The 15,700-nt window shown below is 66.9% G+C and carries 16 protein-coding genes and 1 pseudogene; 8 read left to right on the forward strand and 9 right to left on the reverse strand.

Annotated features, from left to right (window positions below; genetic code table 11):
- Nucleotides 1-41: 41 nt before the first annotated feature.
- The 3 genes and pseudogenes from JOF57_RS06410 to JOF57_RS06420 form a co-directional block, all read left to right on the forward strand.
- Nucleotides 42-455: pseudogene (locus JOF57_RS06410) on the forward strand (arsenate reductase ArsC); the annotation flags it as partial.
- Nucleotides 456-579: 124 nt separating this feature from the next.
- Nucleotides 580-954: an ArsR/SmtB family transcription factor gene (locus JOF57_RS06415; protein ID WP_209914944.1), complete on the forward strand. Its 375-nt coding sequence runs from the start codon at nt 580-582 to the stop codon at nt 952-954.
- Nucleotides 951-2,072 (forward strand): cation diffusion facilitator family transporter, encoded by a 1,122-nt coding sequence (locus JOF57_RS06420; RefSeq protein WP_209914947.1) that lies wholly within the window; start codon nt 951-953, stop codon nt 2,070-2,072. The genes JOF57_RS06415 and JOF57_RS06420 overlap by 4 nt, the downstream gene beginning before the upstream one ends.
- A 25-nt stretch (nt 2,073-2,097) precedes the next feature.
- Here the strand turns inward: JOF57_RS06420 and JOF57_RS06425 are convergent, their stop codons facing one another.
- From JOF57_RS06425 to JOF57_RS06435, 3 genes are all read right to left on the reverse strand, one after another.
- A complete protein-coding gene (locus JOF57_RS06425) occupies nt 2,098-4,062 on the reverse strand; it encodes a heavy metal translocating P-type ATPase (protein WP_209914949.1) in 1,965 nt (654 codons plus the stop codon).
- Nucleotides 4,055-4,432 carry an ArsR/SmtB family transcription factor gene (locus tag JOF57_RS06430; protein ID WP_209914952.1) on the reverse strand — a complete coding sequence of 126 codons (378 nt, stop codon included), beginning with the start codon at nt 4,430-4,432 and terminating at the stop codon, nt 4,055-4,057. Before JOF57_RS06430 ends, JOF57_RS06425 begins: the two co-directional genes overlap by 8 nt.
- A gap of 326 nt (nt 4,433-4,758) precedes the next feature.
- Complete coding sequence (locus tag JOF57_RS06435) at nt 4,759-4,959, reverse strand: excalibur calcium-binding domain-containing protein (protein ID WP_209914954.1); 201 nt, start codon at nt 4,957-4,959, stop codon at nt 4,759-4,761.
- Nucleotides 4,960-5,184: 225 nt separating this feature from the next.
- Here JOF57_RS06435 and JOF57_RS06440 point away from each other — a divergent pair, with 225 nt between their 5' ends.
- Nucleotides 5,185-6,741 (forward strand): acetolactate synthase large subunit, encoded by a 1,557-nt coding sequence (locus JOF57_RS06440; RefSeq protein WP_209914957.1) that lies wholly within the window; start codon nt 5,185-5,187, stop codon nt 6,739-6,741.
- On the opposite strand, the gene JOF57_RS06445 is transcribed toward JOF57_RS06440, so the two are convergent.
- Together JOF57_RS06445 and JOF57_RS06450 are read right to left on the reverse strand one after the other, a co-directional pair.
- Nucleotides 6,742-7,785 (reverse strand): class I SAM-dependent methyltransferase, encoded by a 1,044-nt coding sequence (locus tag JOF57_RS06445; protein ID WP_234937738.1) that lies wholly within the window; start codon nt 7,783-7,785, stop codon nt 6,742-6,744.
- A 2-nt stretch (nt 7,786-7,787) separates the two neighbouring features.
- Nucleotides 7,788-8,030, reverse strand: coding sequence for an LPXTG cell wall anchor domain-containing protein (locus JOF57_RS06450; RefSeq protein WP_209914961.1), 243 nt, complete (start codon nt 8,028-8,030; stop codon nt 7,788-7,790).
- A 30-nt stretch (nt 8,031-8,060) separates the two neighbouring features.
- Between JOF57_RS06450 and JOF57_RS06455 the strand changes: the two genes are divergently transcribed.
- Nucleotides 8,061-8,648 carry an SHOCT domain-containing protein gene (locus JOF57_RS06455; RefSeq protein WP_209914964.1) on the forward strand — a complete coding sequence of 196 codons (588 nt, stop codon included), beginning with the start codon at nt 8,061-8,063 and terminating at the stop codon, nt 8,646-8,648.
- Between the two features lie 14 nt (nt 8,649-8,662).
- Here the strand turns inward: JOF57_RS06455 and JOF57_RS06460 are convergent, their stop codons facing one another.
- Together JOF57_RS06460 and JOF57_RS06465 are read right to left on the reverse strand one after the other, a co-directional pair.
- Complete coding sequence (locus tag JOF57_RS06460) at nt 8,663-9,295, reverse strand: MBL fold metallo-hydrolase (RefSeq protein ID WP_209914966.1); 633 nt, start codon at nt 9,293-9,295, stop codon at nt 8,663-8,665.
- Entirely contained in the window at nt 9,292-10,383 is a 1,092-nt protein-coding gene (locus tag JOF57_RS06465) for an S-(hydroxymethyl)mycothiol dehydrogenase (RefSeq protein ID WP_209914969.1), read from the reverse strand. The genes JOF57_RS06460 and JOF57_RS06465 overlap by 4 nt, the downstream gene beginning before the upstream one ends.
- Before the next feature lie 102 nt (nt 10,384-10,485).
- Here JOF57_RS06465 and JOF57_RS06470 point away from each other — a divergent pair, with 102 nt between their 5' ends.
- From JOF57_RS06470 to JOF57_RS06480, 3 genes are all read left to right on the forward strand, one after another.
- A complete protein-coding gene (locus JOF57_RS06470; protein WP_209914971.1) occupies nt 10,486-11,382 on the forward strand; it encodes a chemotaxis protein CheY in 897 nt (298 codons plus the stop codon).
- Between the two features lie 11 nt (nt 11,383-11,393).
- Nucleotides 11,394-12,227 carry a serine hydrolase domain-containing protein gene (locus JOF57_RS06475; protein WP_209914973.1) on the forward strand — a complete coding sequence of 278 codons (834 nt, stop codon included), beginning with the start codon at nt 11,394-11,396 and terminating at the stop codon, nt 12,225-12,227.
- A 113-nt stretch (nt 12,228-12,340) separates the two neighbouring features.
- Nucleotides 12,341-12,853, forward strand: coding sequence for a DUF3145 domain-containing protein (locus tag JOF57_RS06480; protein WP_209914976.1), 513 nt, complete (start codon nt 12,341-12,343; stop codon nt 12,851-12,853).
- 4 nt (nt 12,854-12,857) lie between these two features.
- On the opposite strand, the gene JOF57_RS06485 is transcribed toward JOF57_RS06480, so the two are convergent.
- Together JOF57_RS06485 and JOF57_RS06490 are read right to left on the reverse strand one after the other, a co-directional pair.
- Entirely contained in the window at nt 12,858-13,382 is a 525-nt protein-coding gene (locus tag JOF57_RS06485) for a hypothetical protein (RefSeq protein ID WP_209914979.1), read from the reverse strand.
- 4 nt (nt 13,383-13,386) lie between these two features.
- The gene (locus JOF57_RS06490; protein WP_209914982.1) at nt 13,387-15,657 is read right to left on the reverse strand and encodes a glycoside hydrolase family 183 protein; all 2,271 of its coding nucleotides are present in this window, start codon (nt 15,655-15,657) and stop codon (nt 13,387-13,389) included.
- Nucleotides 15,658-15,700 lie beyond the last annotated feature (43 nt).

Genomic DNA, 15,700 nt, shown 5'->3' on the forward strand with positions numbered 1-15,700 from the left:
GCCCCGTCACCCGACTGGAAACCGAGTTCGCAAACAGCTTCAGCGACGGCAAACCCACCGTGCTGTTTCTGTGCACCCACAACGCCGGCCGCTCCCAAATGGCCCTCGGTTACTTCACCCACTACGCCGGCGACAACGCGATCGCCTGGTCGGGCGGCTCGGAACCCGGCAACGAGATCAACCCGGCCGCCATCGAGGCGATGGCCGAGGTTGATATCGACATCAGCGGCGAATACCCCAAACCCTGGACCGACGAGATCGTGCAAGCTGCCGATGTCGTCATCACCATGGGATGTGGGGACGCCTGCCCGATCTTCCCCGGAAAGCGCTACGAGAACTGGGAACTGCCGGATCCGGCCGGCCAAGGCCTCGACGCGGTCCGCCCGATCCGCGACCAAATCGACCAACGCGTTCACCAACTGCTGGCCCAGCTGAACGTGCCCATCACCCAATAGCCGCCGAAAGCGCAAGGGAACACACCCCGGCGCCGTCACCGCACGCATGTACGAAACCCACCCCAGAACCCTGACCCGCACCGACACATAGCGCGGCCCACGCCCACTGCACTACTATCTGCGTATGAATGCAGATAGCGGAATAAGTGGGCCGCTCGCTGAGGACCAGGCCGGCCTGGTGGTCGAGGTGTTCCGAATGCTGGCCGATGTCACCCGCATTCAGGTGCTGTGGGCGCTGACCGTGGGGGAACGCTCGGTGACCGAGCTGGCCGAGCAGGTGGGTAAGCCAGCGCCGTCGGTGTCGCAACATTTGGCCAAACTGCGGATGGCACGCCTGGTGCGCACCCGACGCGCGGGCACCACGATCTTCTACAGCCTGGAAAACGAGCATGTGCGCCAACTCGTGGTCGATGCGGTGTTCAACGCTGAGCACGCAGGCCCGGGCGTGCCGGCCCATCACCGCCACGACCCCGGCGTGCGCACGGTGGGTCAGCGATGAGTGACCACGACCGCGAAACCGGAACGGCCTCAGCGTCTTCCGGTGGCCACGGCGCTCGCCATGGCCATGGCGGCGGGCAGCGTGCCCATTCACGCCATCACGGGGCAGGGCATCGTCATCGGGCCGGACTGCGTGGGGTGCTCGCGGAGATCTTCGCCCCGCACAGCCACGACTCCGCCGACAGTGTCGACAGCGCCCTGGAGTCCAGCGCGGCCGGAATCCGCGCGGTGAAGTTCAGCCTGCTAGTGCTGGGCGTGACCGCGATCGCCCAGATCGTGATCGTGGTGATCTCGGGGTCGATCGCGCTGGCCGCCGACACCATCCACAACTTCTCCGATGCGTTGACCGCGGTCCCCCTGTGGATCGCGTTCGCGTTGGGTGTCAAAGCCGCAACACGGCGCTACACCTACGGCTACGGCCGGGCTGAGGATCTGGCCGGTGTGTTCGTGGTCGCGATGATCGCGTTGTCGGCGATCATCGCCGGCTACGAGGCGGTACTGCGGCTGATTCATCCCCAACCCATCGACCACCTCGGATGGGTGGCCGCGGCCGGGGTCATCGGCTTTATCGGCAACGAATGGGTGGCGCTGTACCGGATCCGCGTCGGCCGTCGGATCGGATCGGCAGCACTGGTGGCAGACGGATTACACGCCCGCACAGACGGATCCACCTCCCTGGCCGTGGTGTTGGGCACCGGCGGTGTCGCGTTGGGGTTCCCGCTGGCTGATCCGATCATCGGATTGGTGATCACCGTGGCGATCATCGCAGTGCTGCGCACCGCGGCCCGTGATGTGTTCCGCCGGTTGATGGACGGTGTGGATCCGGCGTTCGTTGACGCCGCCGAGCGATCATTGGCGGCATTGGCTGGAGTGCGGGGGGTGCGTAGTGTGCGGATGCGCTGGATCGGGCACCGCCTGCATGCCGACGCCGAGCTCGACATCGATCCTGCGCTGACGCTGGTGCAGGCGCATCGCATCGCCCACGACGCCGAACACGACCTCATCCACGTGCTACCCAAGCTGACCACCGCACTCATCCACGCCTATCCCGCTGATGATACGAACACGGCTGACAAACACCGCCACGGCGCGAAATGTGCACCATTGCAACACTATTGATCATGGGATAGGTGAACGGGTCGCGCTATCGGTGCCCCGGGGGTAGGGCGCCGATGTCGAGGTTGTGTGCGGCTGCGCTTGTCGCCGGTGAGATTGTCAGGCCGGGCAGGGGTTGGGTACGTGCAGCGCGGATAGCGTTGAGGATGACCAGCACTTCGGCGAATTCGTGGATGAACACCACGGTGGCCAGGCCGAGCACCCCGAACGCGGCGAGCGGGATCAGTGATCCGATGATGGCCAGCGAGAATCCGATGTTTTGTACCATGATTTTTCGGGCGTGCCGCGTGTGGACCAAGACCTGCGGCAGGTGGCGCAGGTCTTCACCCATGAGCGCGACATCGGCGGTTTCGATCGCGACATCGGTGCCCATGGCTCCCATGGCGATTCCGATGTCGGCGGTGGCCAACGCGGGGGCATCGTTGACCCCGTCGCCGACCATGGCGATCGGCTTGCCACGAGCCAGCTCGGGCAGCAGCCTGGCCTTGTCTTCGGGCAGCAGTTCGGCATGCACGGTGGTGATGCCGGCCTGGGCCGCCAGCGCGTCGGCGGTGCGCCGGTTGTCGCCGGTGAGCATCGCCACCTCGATCCCGATCCGGTCCAAAAGCTGCACGGCCTCAGCGGCTTCCGGGCGCAGTTCGTCACGAACGGCGATGGCGGCGATGACGCGGCCGTCGCGTTCGAGAACCACGACGGTGGCACCCGCATCTTGCAGACGTGTCACATCGTCAGTCAGCGGGCCCGGTGGAATCCAGCTGGGCTTGCCGAGCCGGATCGTGGCGCCCTCAGCATGGCCCTGGATTCCGTGCCCGGCGATCGCGGTCACCTCGCTGGCCGGTGCGGTGTCCTCGGCGGCCGACAGGATCGCTTCGGCCAGTGGATGTTCGCTTCGGGCTTCCAGCGCGGCCGCGGTGCGCAGCGCCTGCGCCTCGGTGACACCGCCCACCGTGACGGTCGTGACGACCCTGGGTTTGTTGCGGGTGAGGGTACCGGTCTTGTCCAGGGCGACAACTTTGATCCGCCCGAGTTCTTCGACCGCCGCCCCGCCTTTGACCAGAGCACCTTGGCCGCTGGCGGCGCCGATGGCCGCGACCACCGTCAGCGGCACCGCGATCGCCAATGCACAGGGGGAGGCCGCCACCAGCACCACCAATGCTCGCTCCAGCCACAGCGTCGGATCCCCGAGCAGGGCACCGATCCCGGCGATCGCCGCGGCGAGCACCATGATCGCCGGCACCAGCGGTTTGGCGATCCGATCGGCCAGCCGTTGGCCGGCACCTTTGCGTTCCTGGGCTTGCTCGACGAGATGCACAATGCGGGCCAGTGAACTGTCGGCGGCCAGTGCGCTAACCGTGACTTCGATGGCACCGCCGCCGTTGATCGCCCCGGCGTGCACATCGCTGCCGGGTCCGGCCTCGGCCGGGACCGATTCGCCGGTGATCGCTGAAAGGTCCAGGTTGGTGCGGCCCGAGATGATCGTCCCGTCTGTTGCCGCGCGTTCCCCAGGCCGCAGCACCATCACATCGCCGAGCGCCAAATCCTCGGGCGACACGGTCATTTCGAGGCCGTCGCGGATCACCGTGGCCCTGGGCGGCACCAGCGACAGCAGGGCGCGCAGGCCGCGGCGGGTACGGGTGACCGCGTAGTGTTCGAGGCCCTCGGCGATCGAGAACAAGATTCCCAGCAACGCCGCTTCGGCGATCTGCCCGAGCGCGACCGCCCCGACCGCGGCGATCGTCATCAGCGTTCCCACGCCGATGCGGCCGTGCCGCAGGTTGCGTAGCGCGTCAGGCGCGAAGGTGGCCGCGCCGATCCCCACCGCCACGACTTCCATGGCCAGCGACCAGGATCCGTGTCCGGCCCGGGCGAGCAGCCATCCGGCCGCGAGCGGCACCGCGGCCAGCGCGGCCAGTTGCAGTTCGCGGACCTGCCACAGGTTCTCGGGGCCGGCGTGTGGCTCATTCTCCCGGGGCCCGCAGCATGCGTCAGACACGGTCGGTCTCGATGCGCGCAGTCGTCCCCAAGACCGCGGCGGTCAGCGTGCGACCGCGCTCAGTCAGCCGGTACATCACCAGCCGTCCGTTGCGGCGCGAGACCACCATGTCGGCGACCTTGAGTTGGCGCAGGTGATGGGACACCAGGTTTTGCGGGGCCCCGACAACCCAGGCCATATCGCAGACACACATCTCCTCACCGTCATGCAGGGCGGCGGCGATCCTCAGACGTGTCGGGTCGCCCAGAGCCCGGGCGGCCGCGGCGGCGGGTTCGACGTGCCCCAGGTCGGGCAGGGCGGTGCGGATCGCCTCAGCGTGCGGCAGATCCAGGCACAACAGGTCGCAAGCGTCCACCGATTCCTCATCCATACTCATATCCTAATGTATGTTGATATGACTACGGAAGGAAGCGTTGATTGCCCGTTCCGGTCGCATCTTGCTCACTGCGTTCGTGATCGCCGCGATGGCAACCGACCAGGTGCCGCACGTGGGGTAAGTCCTACTCACCTATGCCGAAAGCCTGTCCGGTGCAAGGTTTCGCACGCGAATCCAACCGCACCAGCAGGCACTTCGTCGGCTCACTCCTACGGAATGTGCAGCGATGGGGTCGGCCCGGACTACCGGCGGGGCGATGAAAGCGATCAGAAACACCACGACACCGACAACGCGGGTTGCGATGCCGATAACACTGAGGGCTACGACTGCTTCTCGCAGGCGATGCCGTCGCCGTCGCGGTCGAGGTGGTCGGCATAGCCGGGATCGTCGGTCGTCATGTTGGATCGGCCGTCGGCGTAGGCGTCCTTGCAGTACCGATACGGCGGATCGGCCTGCGCCATGGGGGCTGTACCAATGGCGCCGCCGATGAGGGCCGCTGCGACGGCGAAGGCACGAAACATGTGAACCCCGTGTCATCTTGAATTGATGAACTCGTAAGTAAGCGCATGGTAGTACGCGCAACCCGGCGCAGGGCACGTTTGCTGAGGAATCCCATCGGTTGTGCCCGGCGAGACCGGCGGGCCAGAACCAAGCGTCCCCGCACTGGCATCCCGGGCGGCGGCCGACCAATATGGACGGGTGCACAATGGCTGGCCGACATGTGAAAACCGCGCCGAGGGCGCCTCGTGAGTACCGGCGCCGAAGTGGTGGTGAACCGCCTGCTCGCCGAAGGTGTCGACGTGTGCTTCGCCAACCCGGGCACCTCGGAGATGCACTTCGTCGCCGCGCTGGATGCCGCCCCGGCCATGCGTCCGGTGCTGTGCCTGTTCGAAGGCGTCGCGACCGGAGCTGCTGACGGGTACGCCCGCATCGCCGGCACCCCCGCGGCGACCTTGCTGCACCTCGGCCCCGGAATGGCCAACGGTCTGGCCAATCTGCACAACGCCCGGCGCGCGTTCACGCCGGTGGTCAACGTCGTCGGCGATCATGCGACCTACCATCAACCGCTCGACGCGCCGCTGGAATCCGACATCGACGCGCTCGGGCGCTGGACACAGGGTTCGGTGCACCGGCCCGAATCGGCCGCCGACCTCGACGCCGCCGTCCACGCCGCAGTGCACAGTGCGACCAGTACACCCGGACGGGTCGCCACCCTGATCCTTCCTGCGGACTATTCCTGGGGCAGCACGCCGCAGAACCTCTTGTCGGACAACGGTGTCGGGGGATCGGAAACCGGCGACGCCGACACGCTCCTGGACGCCGCGGGCGCCGCCGAACTGCTGCGCGCCCAGGGGGAGCGTGCCGTGTTGTTGCTCGGCGGTGCCGCCACCCACGCCGACGGTCTGCGGGCGGCAGCGCGAATCAACGCGGCCACCGGGGCGCGCGTCCTGGTCGAGACCTTTCCGGCCCGGCTGACTCGCGGGCAGGGGGTGCCTGTCATCGAGCGCCTCGGCTACCTCGCCGAGCAGGCCACCCAACAGCTCTCGGGGGCAACACATCTGGTGTTGGTCGGGGCGAAGTCCCCGGTGTCGTTCTTCGCCTATCCGGGCAAGCCGAGCGTGCTGGTGCCCGACGGTACCGAAGTCAGCACCCTGGTTGTCGATGAATTGGTCGGCCTCGCCGACGAATTGGGCGGGGTGGCGCCGGCCCCAGCGCAACCCGGCCCCGCCGAGTTGCCGACGGGACCGCTCAACCCGCAGAACCTGGCGCAGGTGATCGCCGCGCTGCTGCCCGAGAACGCGATCATCTCGGATGAGGCCAACACCAGCGGCGTGTTCCTGCCGGCCGCCACCGCGTCGGCCCCGCGCCACGATGTCCTCACCCTCACCGGTGGCGCGATCGGGCAAGGCCTGCCGGTGGCAGTCGGAGCCGCGATCGCCGCGCCGCACCGCCCGGTCATCGCCCTGCAGTCCGACGGCAGTGCCGCATACACCATTTCGGCGCTGTGGACGATGGCTCGCGAGCAACTCGACGTCACCGTGGTGATCCTGAACAACCACGCCTACGCCATCCTGCAACTCGAGTTGTTACGAGTGGGTACCCAGGCCAACGGGGAACGGTCGCGCTCACTGCTCGACCTGAGCCGTCCCGACATCGACTTCGCCTTGATAGCACAGGGATTCGGTGTCCCGGCTACTCGGGCCACCACCGCGGAGCAACTCGCCGACCAGTTCCGCACGGCGCTGGCCGAGCCGGGGCCGCACCTGATCGACGCTGCGCTGCCGACCTGGTCGCCGGGTTGATCACTGGCTCGGCCGGCGCTTCTCCAGTACCACCGCTGCGATCGGAATGCGCATCTCCTCGGGCTCGGCGGACAGTCGCGCCGCGATACCGGCATGCAGCCGGTCGTAGAAGACCGGCAACCGGTCCGGGTCACCCTCGATTGCCGCGCCCAGATCGGCGAACGCGGTGAACCGGCAGAAATCGGCCCAACGGGTCCCGAAAGCGCTTGCGCCCCTGTCGCCTTGGTAGGCAGCGAAGATCCGGTCCTGCGCGTCGATCACCTCCACGTGCTGGATCTCCAGCCGCTCGAACCGGCCCGACGGGGCGAATGGTGCGGTGAAATCCACCGCGCGCCGTCCGGCGATCGGAAGTGACATCCGGGTCACCTCCTCGGCGCTCACCACACCGTCGGTGATCAGCTCGGTCAACGCGCCGGCGATGGAGCGGAACAACGGGCGATACCCCACGTCGCCGTCATCGTCCAGTGCGGTCGTCAATACCACCAGCCGGCCACCCGGATACAGCTCGCGGCCGCGAAAAGCAATGAATTCGTGCCAGTCGTGAGCGGCCTGCCTGGCATAGGCCGCGCGCACCCGTTCGTCGTTGCTGTAGGCCGCGACGACGTGGTCGGTGACCGGCATCGGCACCGTGCTCAGTCTCGCTACTGCCCATGCTGACCAGCCGAGGTGGACACTGTTCGAGGGCAGGATCTGGCTGTAGAACGACCGGCCGATCGCCGAACTGAAGGTGGCCGAATCCCGGTGCCGATAGGACTCCGGATCCTCCTCCAGGATTCGGAACATCGTGGTGAAGTCATTGTCGGCGACATCGGTGTGCGTCACCAGAACCGAGTGCTCGGGGCGGGTGCGGCCGCGGACGGCCGCGATGGCGGCATTGATCGGTTGCATCGAATTCTGCGCAGTGCCGGCCCCGTAGTCGGCGATGACGATCGGCTGTGGCGGCGTCGGGATCGGTACCGTGTGCGCCGCCAGCTGCAAAAGGCTGATCGCCGAACTCATTCCGGCGGTGTGCGGGCGGGGTGTGGTTCGGCGCGGCTTGGCCATGGCTAGGTTCGCCGTCGCCGCCGCAGCAGCAGTCCGATGAGAATGCCCATGACGAAGATGATGACCAAGATGAACCACATCGGCGACTCGACGGTCACCCACAGCACGTGAACACCCACCCGATCACGGTTCTGCGCGACGAAGATCCCAGCCAGGCCGACCAGGAACAAGGCAACCCAGTAGCGGAGTGCCACCCGGCGTGCCGGTCCTGCGGTCTCGGGGGCATCCGACTCGTCGCGGGGCATACCTCGACGGTAACCCGCGACTCACCGGCCATGACACACTTCGGAAGTGAAAAACGGAGGGGGAGCCGCGCGGACGGCGATCATCGTGCCTACCGCGCCACCACTCTCACCGTGGGCGGCAAGGGGCTGATGGTCCCTCCGATCCAACTGGACATCACACCGCCGGCCGGAGTGGCCAAACCGCTTATCACCGATTCGATGAGCAGTTCATCGAAGACCAACCGGGAAATCACCGTGCGGGTCTTCACGGCCCACATCAAGCAGGCCGGCACCTACCGTATTGACGCCAAGGCATCGGTCTTCGAATCTCAGAATCCCCGGTTGATATTCGGGCACAGCAGCCCGTACTACTGGGTGATGTGGCCCTTCATCGGGATGGCGATTCTCGCCGGCGTCGCGCTCGCCCTCTCCGCCGTGTGGGCGCAACGCTCGGGCAAGCGGGCGTATCCGGTATCCACCTTCACACCGACGTATACGCCGACCGATGTCGGGATCCAGGTTCCCAACGATCAGGCGGTCCGGATCGAACAGCTCAAAACCATTGCTGGCCTGCGTGATACCGGTGCGCTGACCGAAGCCGAGTACGAAGGCGAGAAGCGCCGGATCCTGGGCAGCTGAGGCTGCCCGGCCTGTCAGTGCCCGCGGGCGACCCACTCGTCGTAGTGCACGATCTCGTCACCGATGGTGGTGGTGTCGCCGTGGCCGGTGTAGACGACGGTCTCGCCGGGCAGCATTCCCAGCCGCTTGGAGATCGAGTCCAGGATCGTCGGGAAGTCGGAGAACGATCTTCCGGTGGCGCCCGGCCCGCCCTGGAACAGGGTGTCGCCCGAGACCACCGCGTTCAGCTCGGGGATCGACCAGCAGACTGATCCGGGGGAGTGTCCCGGGGTGTGCAGGGCGTGCAGCTCGATGCCGCCGGCGCGCAACACCAGACCGTCCTCGACGGTGTGAAACTCACTGTCGGGGTGGACGGCTCGCCACAGCATCTCGTCGGCCGGGTGCAGCAGCACCGGGGCGTCCAACGTTTTGCCCAATTCGGGAGCGACGGTGATGTGGTCGTTGTGGCCGTGCGTGCACACCACCGCGACGACGTTGCGCCCAGCCACGGCCTCGATGATCGGGGCGGCGGTGTGGGCCGCGTCGAACACCACGACATCTTTGTCGTCACCGACGACCCAGATGTTGTTGTCGACGTCCCAGCTGCCGCCGTCGAGTTCGAATTTTCCGCTGGTGACGACGCGCTGGATCTGAGAGGGCCCGCTCATTTCTTCAGCACCACCACGGACCGCAGCACCTCACCGGCGTGCATCTTGTGGAACGCATCCTCGATCGCGTCGAGGCCGATGCGCTCGGAGACGAACTTCTCCAACGGCAGCCGGCCCTGCAGGTACAGGGAGATCAGGGTGGGGAAGTCGCGCTCGGGCAGGCAGTCGCCGTACCAGGAGGACTTCAAAGACCCGCCGCGGGAGAAGAAGTCGACCAGCGGCATCTCCAGCGTCATATCCGGGGTCGGGACGCCGACCAGCACCACGGTGCCGGCCAGGTCGCGGGCGTAGAACGCCTGCTTCCAGGTTTCGGGGCGGCCGACCGCATCGATCACGACGTCGGCACCGAAGCCGCCGGTGAGGTCCTGGATGGTCTTGACCGCATCGAGCTCACGGGCGTTGATGGTGTGGGTGGCACCGAACTCGCGGGCCACGTTCAACTTCCGGTTGTCGACATCGACGGCGATGATCTTCTTCGCGCCGACCAGGGCGGCACCGGCGATCGCGGCATCACCCACACCGCCGCAGCCGATCACCGCGACGGTGTCGTCACGGGTCACCGCGCCGGTGTTGATCGCCGCACCGATGCCGGCCATCACCCCGCAGCCCAGCAAGCCGGCCACCGCCGGGTCTGCCGCGGAATCGACCTTGGTGCACTGACCTTCGTGCACCAGGGTCTTGTCGGCGAACGCGCCGATACCGAGCGCCGGGGTCAGCTCGGTGCCATCGGTCAGCGTCATCTTCTGGGCCGCATTGTGGGTGTCGAAACACAGATGCGGGCGACCCCGCTTGCAGGCGCGGCATTCCCCGCACACCGCGCGCCAGTTCAGAATCACGAAGTCGCCGGGCTCGACGTGGGTCACGCCCGCACCGACGGACTCCACGGTGCCGGCAGCTTCATGCCCCAGCAGGAACGGGTATTCATCGTTGATGCCGCCCTCGCGGTAGGTCAGGTCGGTGTGACACACCCCGCAGGCGAGGATGTCGACCACCACCTCACCGGGACCCGGATCGGGGATGACAATGTCGACCAGTTCGACCGGCTGACCTTTGGACCGGGAAATCACACCTCGCACCGTCTGGCTCATGCCTATAACTTAATCGACACCGGACAGGTGTCCAATTGCCGACCGGCGCTCGGCGTCCGTGGAATCCCGGCCCGGCGGAGCATCCTCGCGTTACCGTGGGTTGTGGTCGACGATCGAACCCAACTGCTGGTGGTCGCACGCTCGGCGTATCGGCGAAATGACTGGCGCACCAGCTACGAATCCTTCAGTCGCGTCGACGGGGTACAGACCCTCGGCACCGACGATCTGGCGGTGTACGCCGCCGCGGCCTGGCGTCAGGGCTACGGCCGCGAATCCGTGCGGATCAACGAGCAGGTCCACACCCGCTTGCTGCGCACGGACCCGGTGCAGGCGGCGATGAAGGCGGCCGAGCTCGGCCTGGCCTGGTTGGCCCGCGGGCACGTGGCGCTGGCGGGCAGTTGGGGGCACCGAGCGCAGGCACTGCTCGACGGCATCCCGTTGACCACCGCGCACGGTTACCTGGCGTACCTGCTCGCCGTGACGGCGGCCGATGCCGGCGATCACGTGCGGTTCGCTGCGGCGACAACACGCTTGGCTGCCGTGGCCGCAGAACTGGACGATGCGGCTCTGCTAACGCTCGCGCAGGCGCTGGGCGGCATGGCGGCCGGCGCCGCCGGTGACCCGGCCGGGTATCAGGCCCTCGATCAGGTGCTGCTGCCGGTGCTCGACGAACCGGTGCCGGTCGAATGGGCGGCAGACGTGTACCGCCGGGCGTTGAATCTGGCGCACCGCCGGGGCACCGCTGATCGGGTGACTTCCTGGTCGCAGTCGATGCAGCGGTGGTGTGAAGCCACCGAACCGGAATCAACACAGTCGTCCTACCGCGCGGTCTGTGACGTGCACCGGCTCTCGGCGGTCGCCGACGGCGATCCGGGTGAGCTGGTGCGGCGGGTGGTCGGCCTGCGTCGCCTGGTCGCCGATGTGGATGCGGTGGCAGCGGGCCTGGTCGAGGAATTGCTTTCGCGGAGCTTGGCAGCGAGTCGGGGGCGTGCCGGATAGATTTGGCCGCGATGAGCGTCGCCGAAGTCCTCCGTGTAATCGATACCTGGCCGGTCGACTCGGCCGCCGCAGCCGTGGTCGGCCCGTCCGGGGTCCTGGCCGACCGTGGCGACACGAGCAAGGCCTTCACGTTGGCCTCGGTGACCAAACCGCTCGTGGCGCGGGCCGTGCAGATCGCGATCGAAGAGGGCGCGGTCGAACTGGACACTCCGGCCGGCCCGCCCGGTTCGACGATCCGCCACTTGTTGGCGCACGCGTCGGGGGTGTCCATGAGTTCGGCCGAGGTGCTGGCGCGCCCGGGACAGCGCCGGATCTATTCGAATTACGGATTCGAACTATTGGCCCGCGCCGTCGAGGACGCCGCCGACATCGAGTTCGGCCGCTATCTGACCGAGGCGGTGTTCGAGCCTCTGCAGATGTCCACATCGACATTGTTGGGCGGGACGCAGGCGGCCGGGTTCGGCGGCGTGTCGACCGTTGCCGACCTCGCCGCGTTCGCCGCCGAGTTGCTTCGGCCGGCACTGGTGTCACAGCAACTGCACGACGACGCGGTGACGGTGCAGTTTCCCGGGCTCGACGGGGTGCTGCCGGGGTTCGGGGTGCAACGGCCGAACGACTGGGGGTTGGGGTTCGAGCTCCGGGACGGCAAATCGCCGCACTGGACCGGATCGGCAAACTCGCCGCGCACGTTTGGACATTTCGGCCAATCGGGCACGTTTCTGTGGGTCGATCCGGCCGCTGACCTGGCCTTGGTGGTGCTGACCGACCGCGATTTCGGGGACTGGACCTACCCGCTGTGGCCGGCAATTTCTGATGGTGTGCTGAGAGAAAACGGGACAGACTAGCGCAACACTGGCCTCACGGGGCACAATAGACACGCGCGACACAGACAACTGCATGCTCGATCGGAATACCAGGCCGTTGGGGAAGACGTCCCTCGTATCCGAAGGAGTAGCAGATGCGTGCGTCGAACCAATTCGCCGATGCGGCGACGGGCGTGGTGTATGTCCATGCCTCACCCGCAGCGGTGTGCCCTCACGTTGAGTGGGCGTTGTCGTCGACCCTGTCGGCGCGGGCGAACCTCAAGTGGACGCCGCAACCGGCCATGCCCGGCCAGTTGCGCGCGGTAACCAATTGGGTTGGGCCCGTCGGCACCGGGGCGCAGCTGGCCAATGCCCTGCGCTCCTGGTCAGTGCTGCGCTTCGAGGTGACCGAGGATCCCAGTTCCGGAGTGGACGGACACCGCTGGTGCCACACCCCCCACCTCGGCCTGTGGAGCGGTGCCATGAGCGCCAACGGCGACGTCATGGTCGGCGAGATGCGGCTGCGGTCCCTGATGGCCGGCGGCGCCGACATGTTGGCGGCCGAACTCGACACCGTCCTCGGTACTGCATGGGACGAGTCTCTGGAGCCCTACCGCAACGGCGGTGACGGCGGCGAGGTGTCCTGGCTGAACCGGGGCGTGGGATAGTTCGTCAGCCACGCGCCCAGAGGCAGTAGCCGCTGAGCTTCGTCGTGAACATGTGATCGCTGACCTCGAAGGTCAGTGACTGCCCCGGCTCGGCGCTGAACGTTGCGGGCTCCGACGTCTCGCCGGCGCCCAGGACGTCGACAACCTCGACGCTGCACCGTGCCTCGACGGTCTGCGGTGTCCCCGTCCACATGCCCGCCCGGGCTTCCGGGTTCCGCCGGCCCTGTCCGTGCAGGATCACCGGGGGCCCGGTGGTCAGCCAGTGGTCCGACGAGGGATAAGGGCCACCGAATGTCTGCCAACTGGCTCCATCGCATAACAGCAGGCGCCGATTGTTGCCGAGTTGTCCGGGATCTACCGGTGTGAGCGCCCCGGCAAGGCTCTCGGTGCACGCCGAGTTTGGTTGAGGCGCCGTGGTTTCGGATGGCCCCTGCGGCACCGGTTCGGGTTCTGCCTGTGCGCACGCACTTGTGCTGAGTGCGGCAGCCACAGTCAGAGCTGCCGCACTCAATGCCAACGCGCGAGACATCGGTTTATACCGAAATCGTCTTCATCGACGACAGGTCGGTGCGCATCAACCGGACGTTGTAATCACCCCAGTAGGACAGGTTGTAGTACAGGTATTGCGAGTTGTCCTGCACGACATTGCCGTTCTCGTCGACGGTGTTGAAGTAGTCGGTACCCGACATCGGATGGACCATCGGCGCGTACATACCGGAATTGGACGTCCCGTTGTTGTTCACCAGCTTCGTGGTATCCGACCATGAACCCTGGGGTGAATCGGACACCCGCATCACCACGTTGTTGCCGCCGTCGGTGTAGAGCACGACGTACTTGCCGAGATACTCGTTGTACTGCACCGACATTTCGCTGACATTGCCGCCCGTGGGCAGGCCGCCGACCCAGATACCGTTGGCGATCTTGGTGAACAGCCCGAGCGTGAAGAAGTCGGCCACCTTGTAGAGCGTCGGCAGGAAATCGGTACTGCTGGAGCCGAACACCGGGGCCGCGGCCGACGGGTCACCGGTCACCCACTTCCCGGCGCCGCTGGAATCCTCACCCGAGAAGTACTCGTAGGCATCCAGATTGCCGATCTGATCCTTCTGCACCCGGGCCACGTAGGCCGAACCCTGCCGGCCCGACGGTGTTCCGTACACGTAGACGTACGGGTCGGCCGGGTCGTCCGACATCACCAGAGCGTTCTGCTGGAAATGCTCGTCGCCGGGGACATAGGCCGGGCCCGCGCGGAGCCAGCCCGAGGACCGCACGGTGTCACGGTCGACGGTCCAGGTCTTGCCGCCGTCGTCGGAGTAGGCGATCGCCGAGTAGTTGGTGGTCCAGCTGCCCGGATTGTCCCAGGTGCGGATCGACATCACGGTGGCGTACTGCCGGTAACCGCCCACGGCGCCGGGGTTTTCGATCGCGATCGCCGACGTCGGGATCATGGTGTAGGTGGAGCCGAACAGTCCGTTGAGGCCGCCCGGATCGTAGATGATCTGTGCTGCGCCGGCCGGAGCACCGCCGGTGCCGTACCACGTCGGCGTGCCGGGATTGCCGGGCCCCGCGCCCGCGTGGATCAGCGCGTCGCTGAATTGCAGACCGTTGGACATATCGGTGTCGGAGGTGCGGAACAACACGTTGTTGCGCCAGTCGCCGGTCATGCCCGGCCCGCTGTAGGTATCGCCGAACAACGTGTAGATGACCGACTTTCCGGTCACCGGATCGGTGTAACCGCTGTCCCACATGATGCCCAGATCGGTGCCCGCCACGTACCAGTGATCGGTGACGCCGGAGCCGGTGACCCACGGGAGCTTGATGGTGGCGCCTTCCAACGACGCCGGGACCGCAGGCTTGGCTGTCAGATCATCGGTCTGCACCGCCGCGTTGGGGGCGGCCGCTGCCATCGGCTGGATGTCGCCTTCGGCCACCGTCGAGGCGGCATCGTTGGCCGAGATGACGCGGGAACTCAGCGGGTTGATCGACCGCTCGAATTCCTTACGGGTCCAGGCCATCATGGCCCACAGTGCGGGGGACTGGCCGGGGCCGACCGGGCCGGTGCCCGCGCCGAACGGTGCCAGGCCGACCACTCCCAGCAGGGCCGAGACGACTGGCGGTGCGATGACCTTGGGCGCGGTGGGCTCGGGCGTCGAGGGCGGTGCCTGCGGGACGACAATGCTCTTCTTCACGACGGCGGGGACGTCGAATGACGTGACCTCGTTGCGCACGGTCGACACGGTGTCGCGGCTGCGCCGGTCGATGTCCTGGGCCGCCTCCTTGAGGCGTACCACCACGGTGTTGGGTCGCACCGTGCGCTGCAGATCGGGCGCAGACGTCGCAGCTTCCGGGGTGATCCGGGAGTTATCGGGTTTGTCGGCCTTCTTGTCGGTGTCGGTCTTCTTGTCGGCATCGGGGGCGTTGGTGAGTGCGCCCTGAATCTTGCTCCGAACCTTGGTCGCCCGGTTCCGCAGCGGGGTGCGCGCGGAATCCAGACTGCTCTGCGTCTGCTTGATCGCGTCCCCGGCGTCGTTCAGGCCGGACTCGACATCCTTGCGGATCCGCTCGCCGATCTTCGACAGTGCACCGGACGGAGTGGTGCTCGGCTTCTTGATGCCGGCGGTCTTGCTCGGGCGCTTCTTCGTTCCCGGGCTCGGGGCGGAGCCGTCGGAGTTGCCCGCGGTCGATGTGCCAGGGTTGCCGGGTCCGTCTTCGGCCCAGGCGATTCCGGTCCCGGAGGTCAGGGCCGTTCCGATGCCCAGAGCAACGGCGAGTGCGCCGACGCGGCCGATGTATTTGGTCGATTCCATGACGCTCCGTACCAGTCCACTCAGTCATTACCCCGGCCCAGAC

Source organism: Mycolicibacterium lutetiense, from assembly GCF_017876775.1.
Taxonomy (GTDB): domain Bacteria; phylum Actinomycetota; class Actinomycetes; order Mycobacteriales; family Mycobacteriaceae; genus Mycobacterium; species Mycobacterium lutetiense.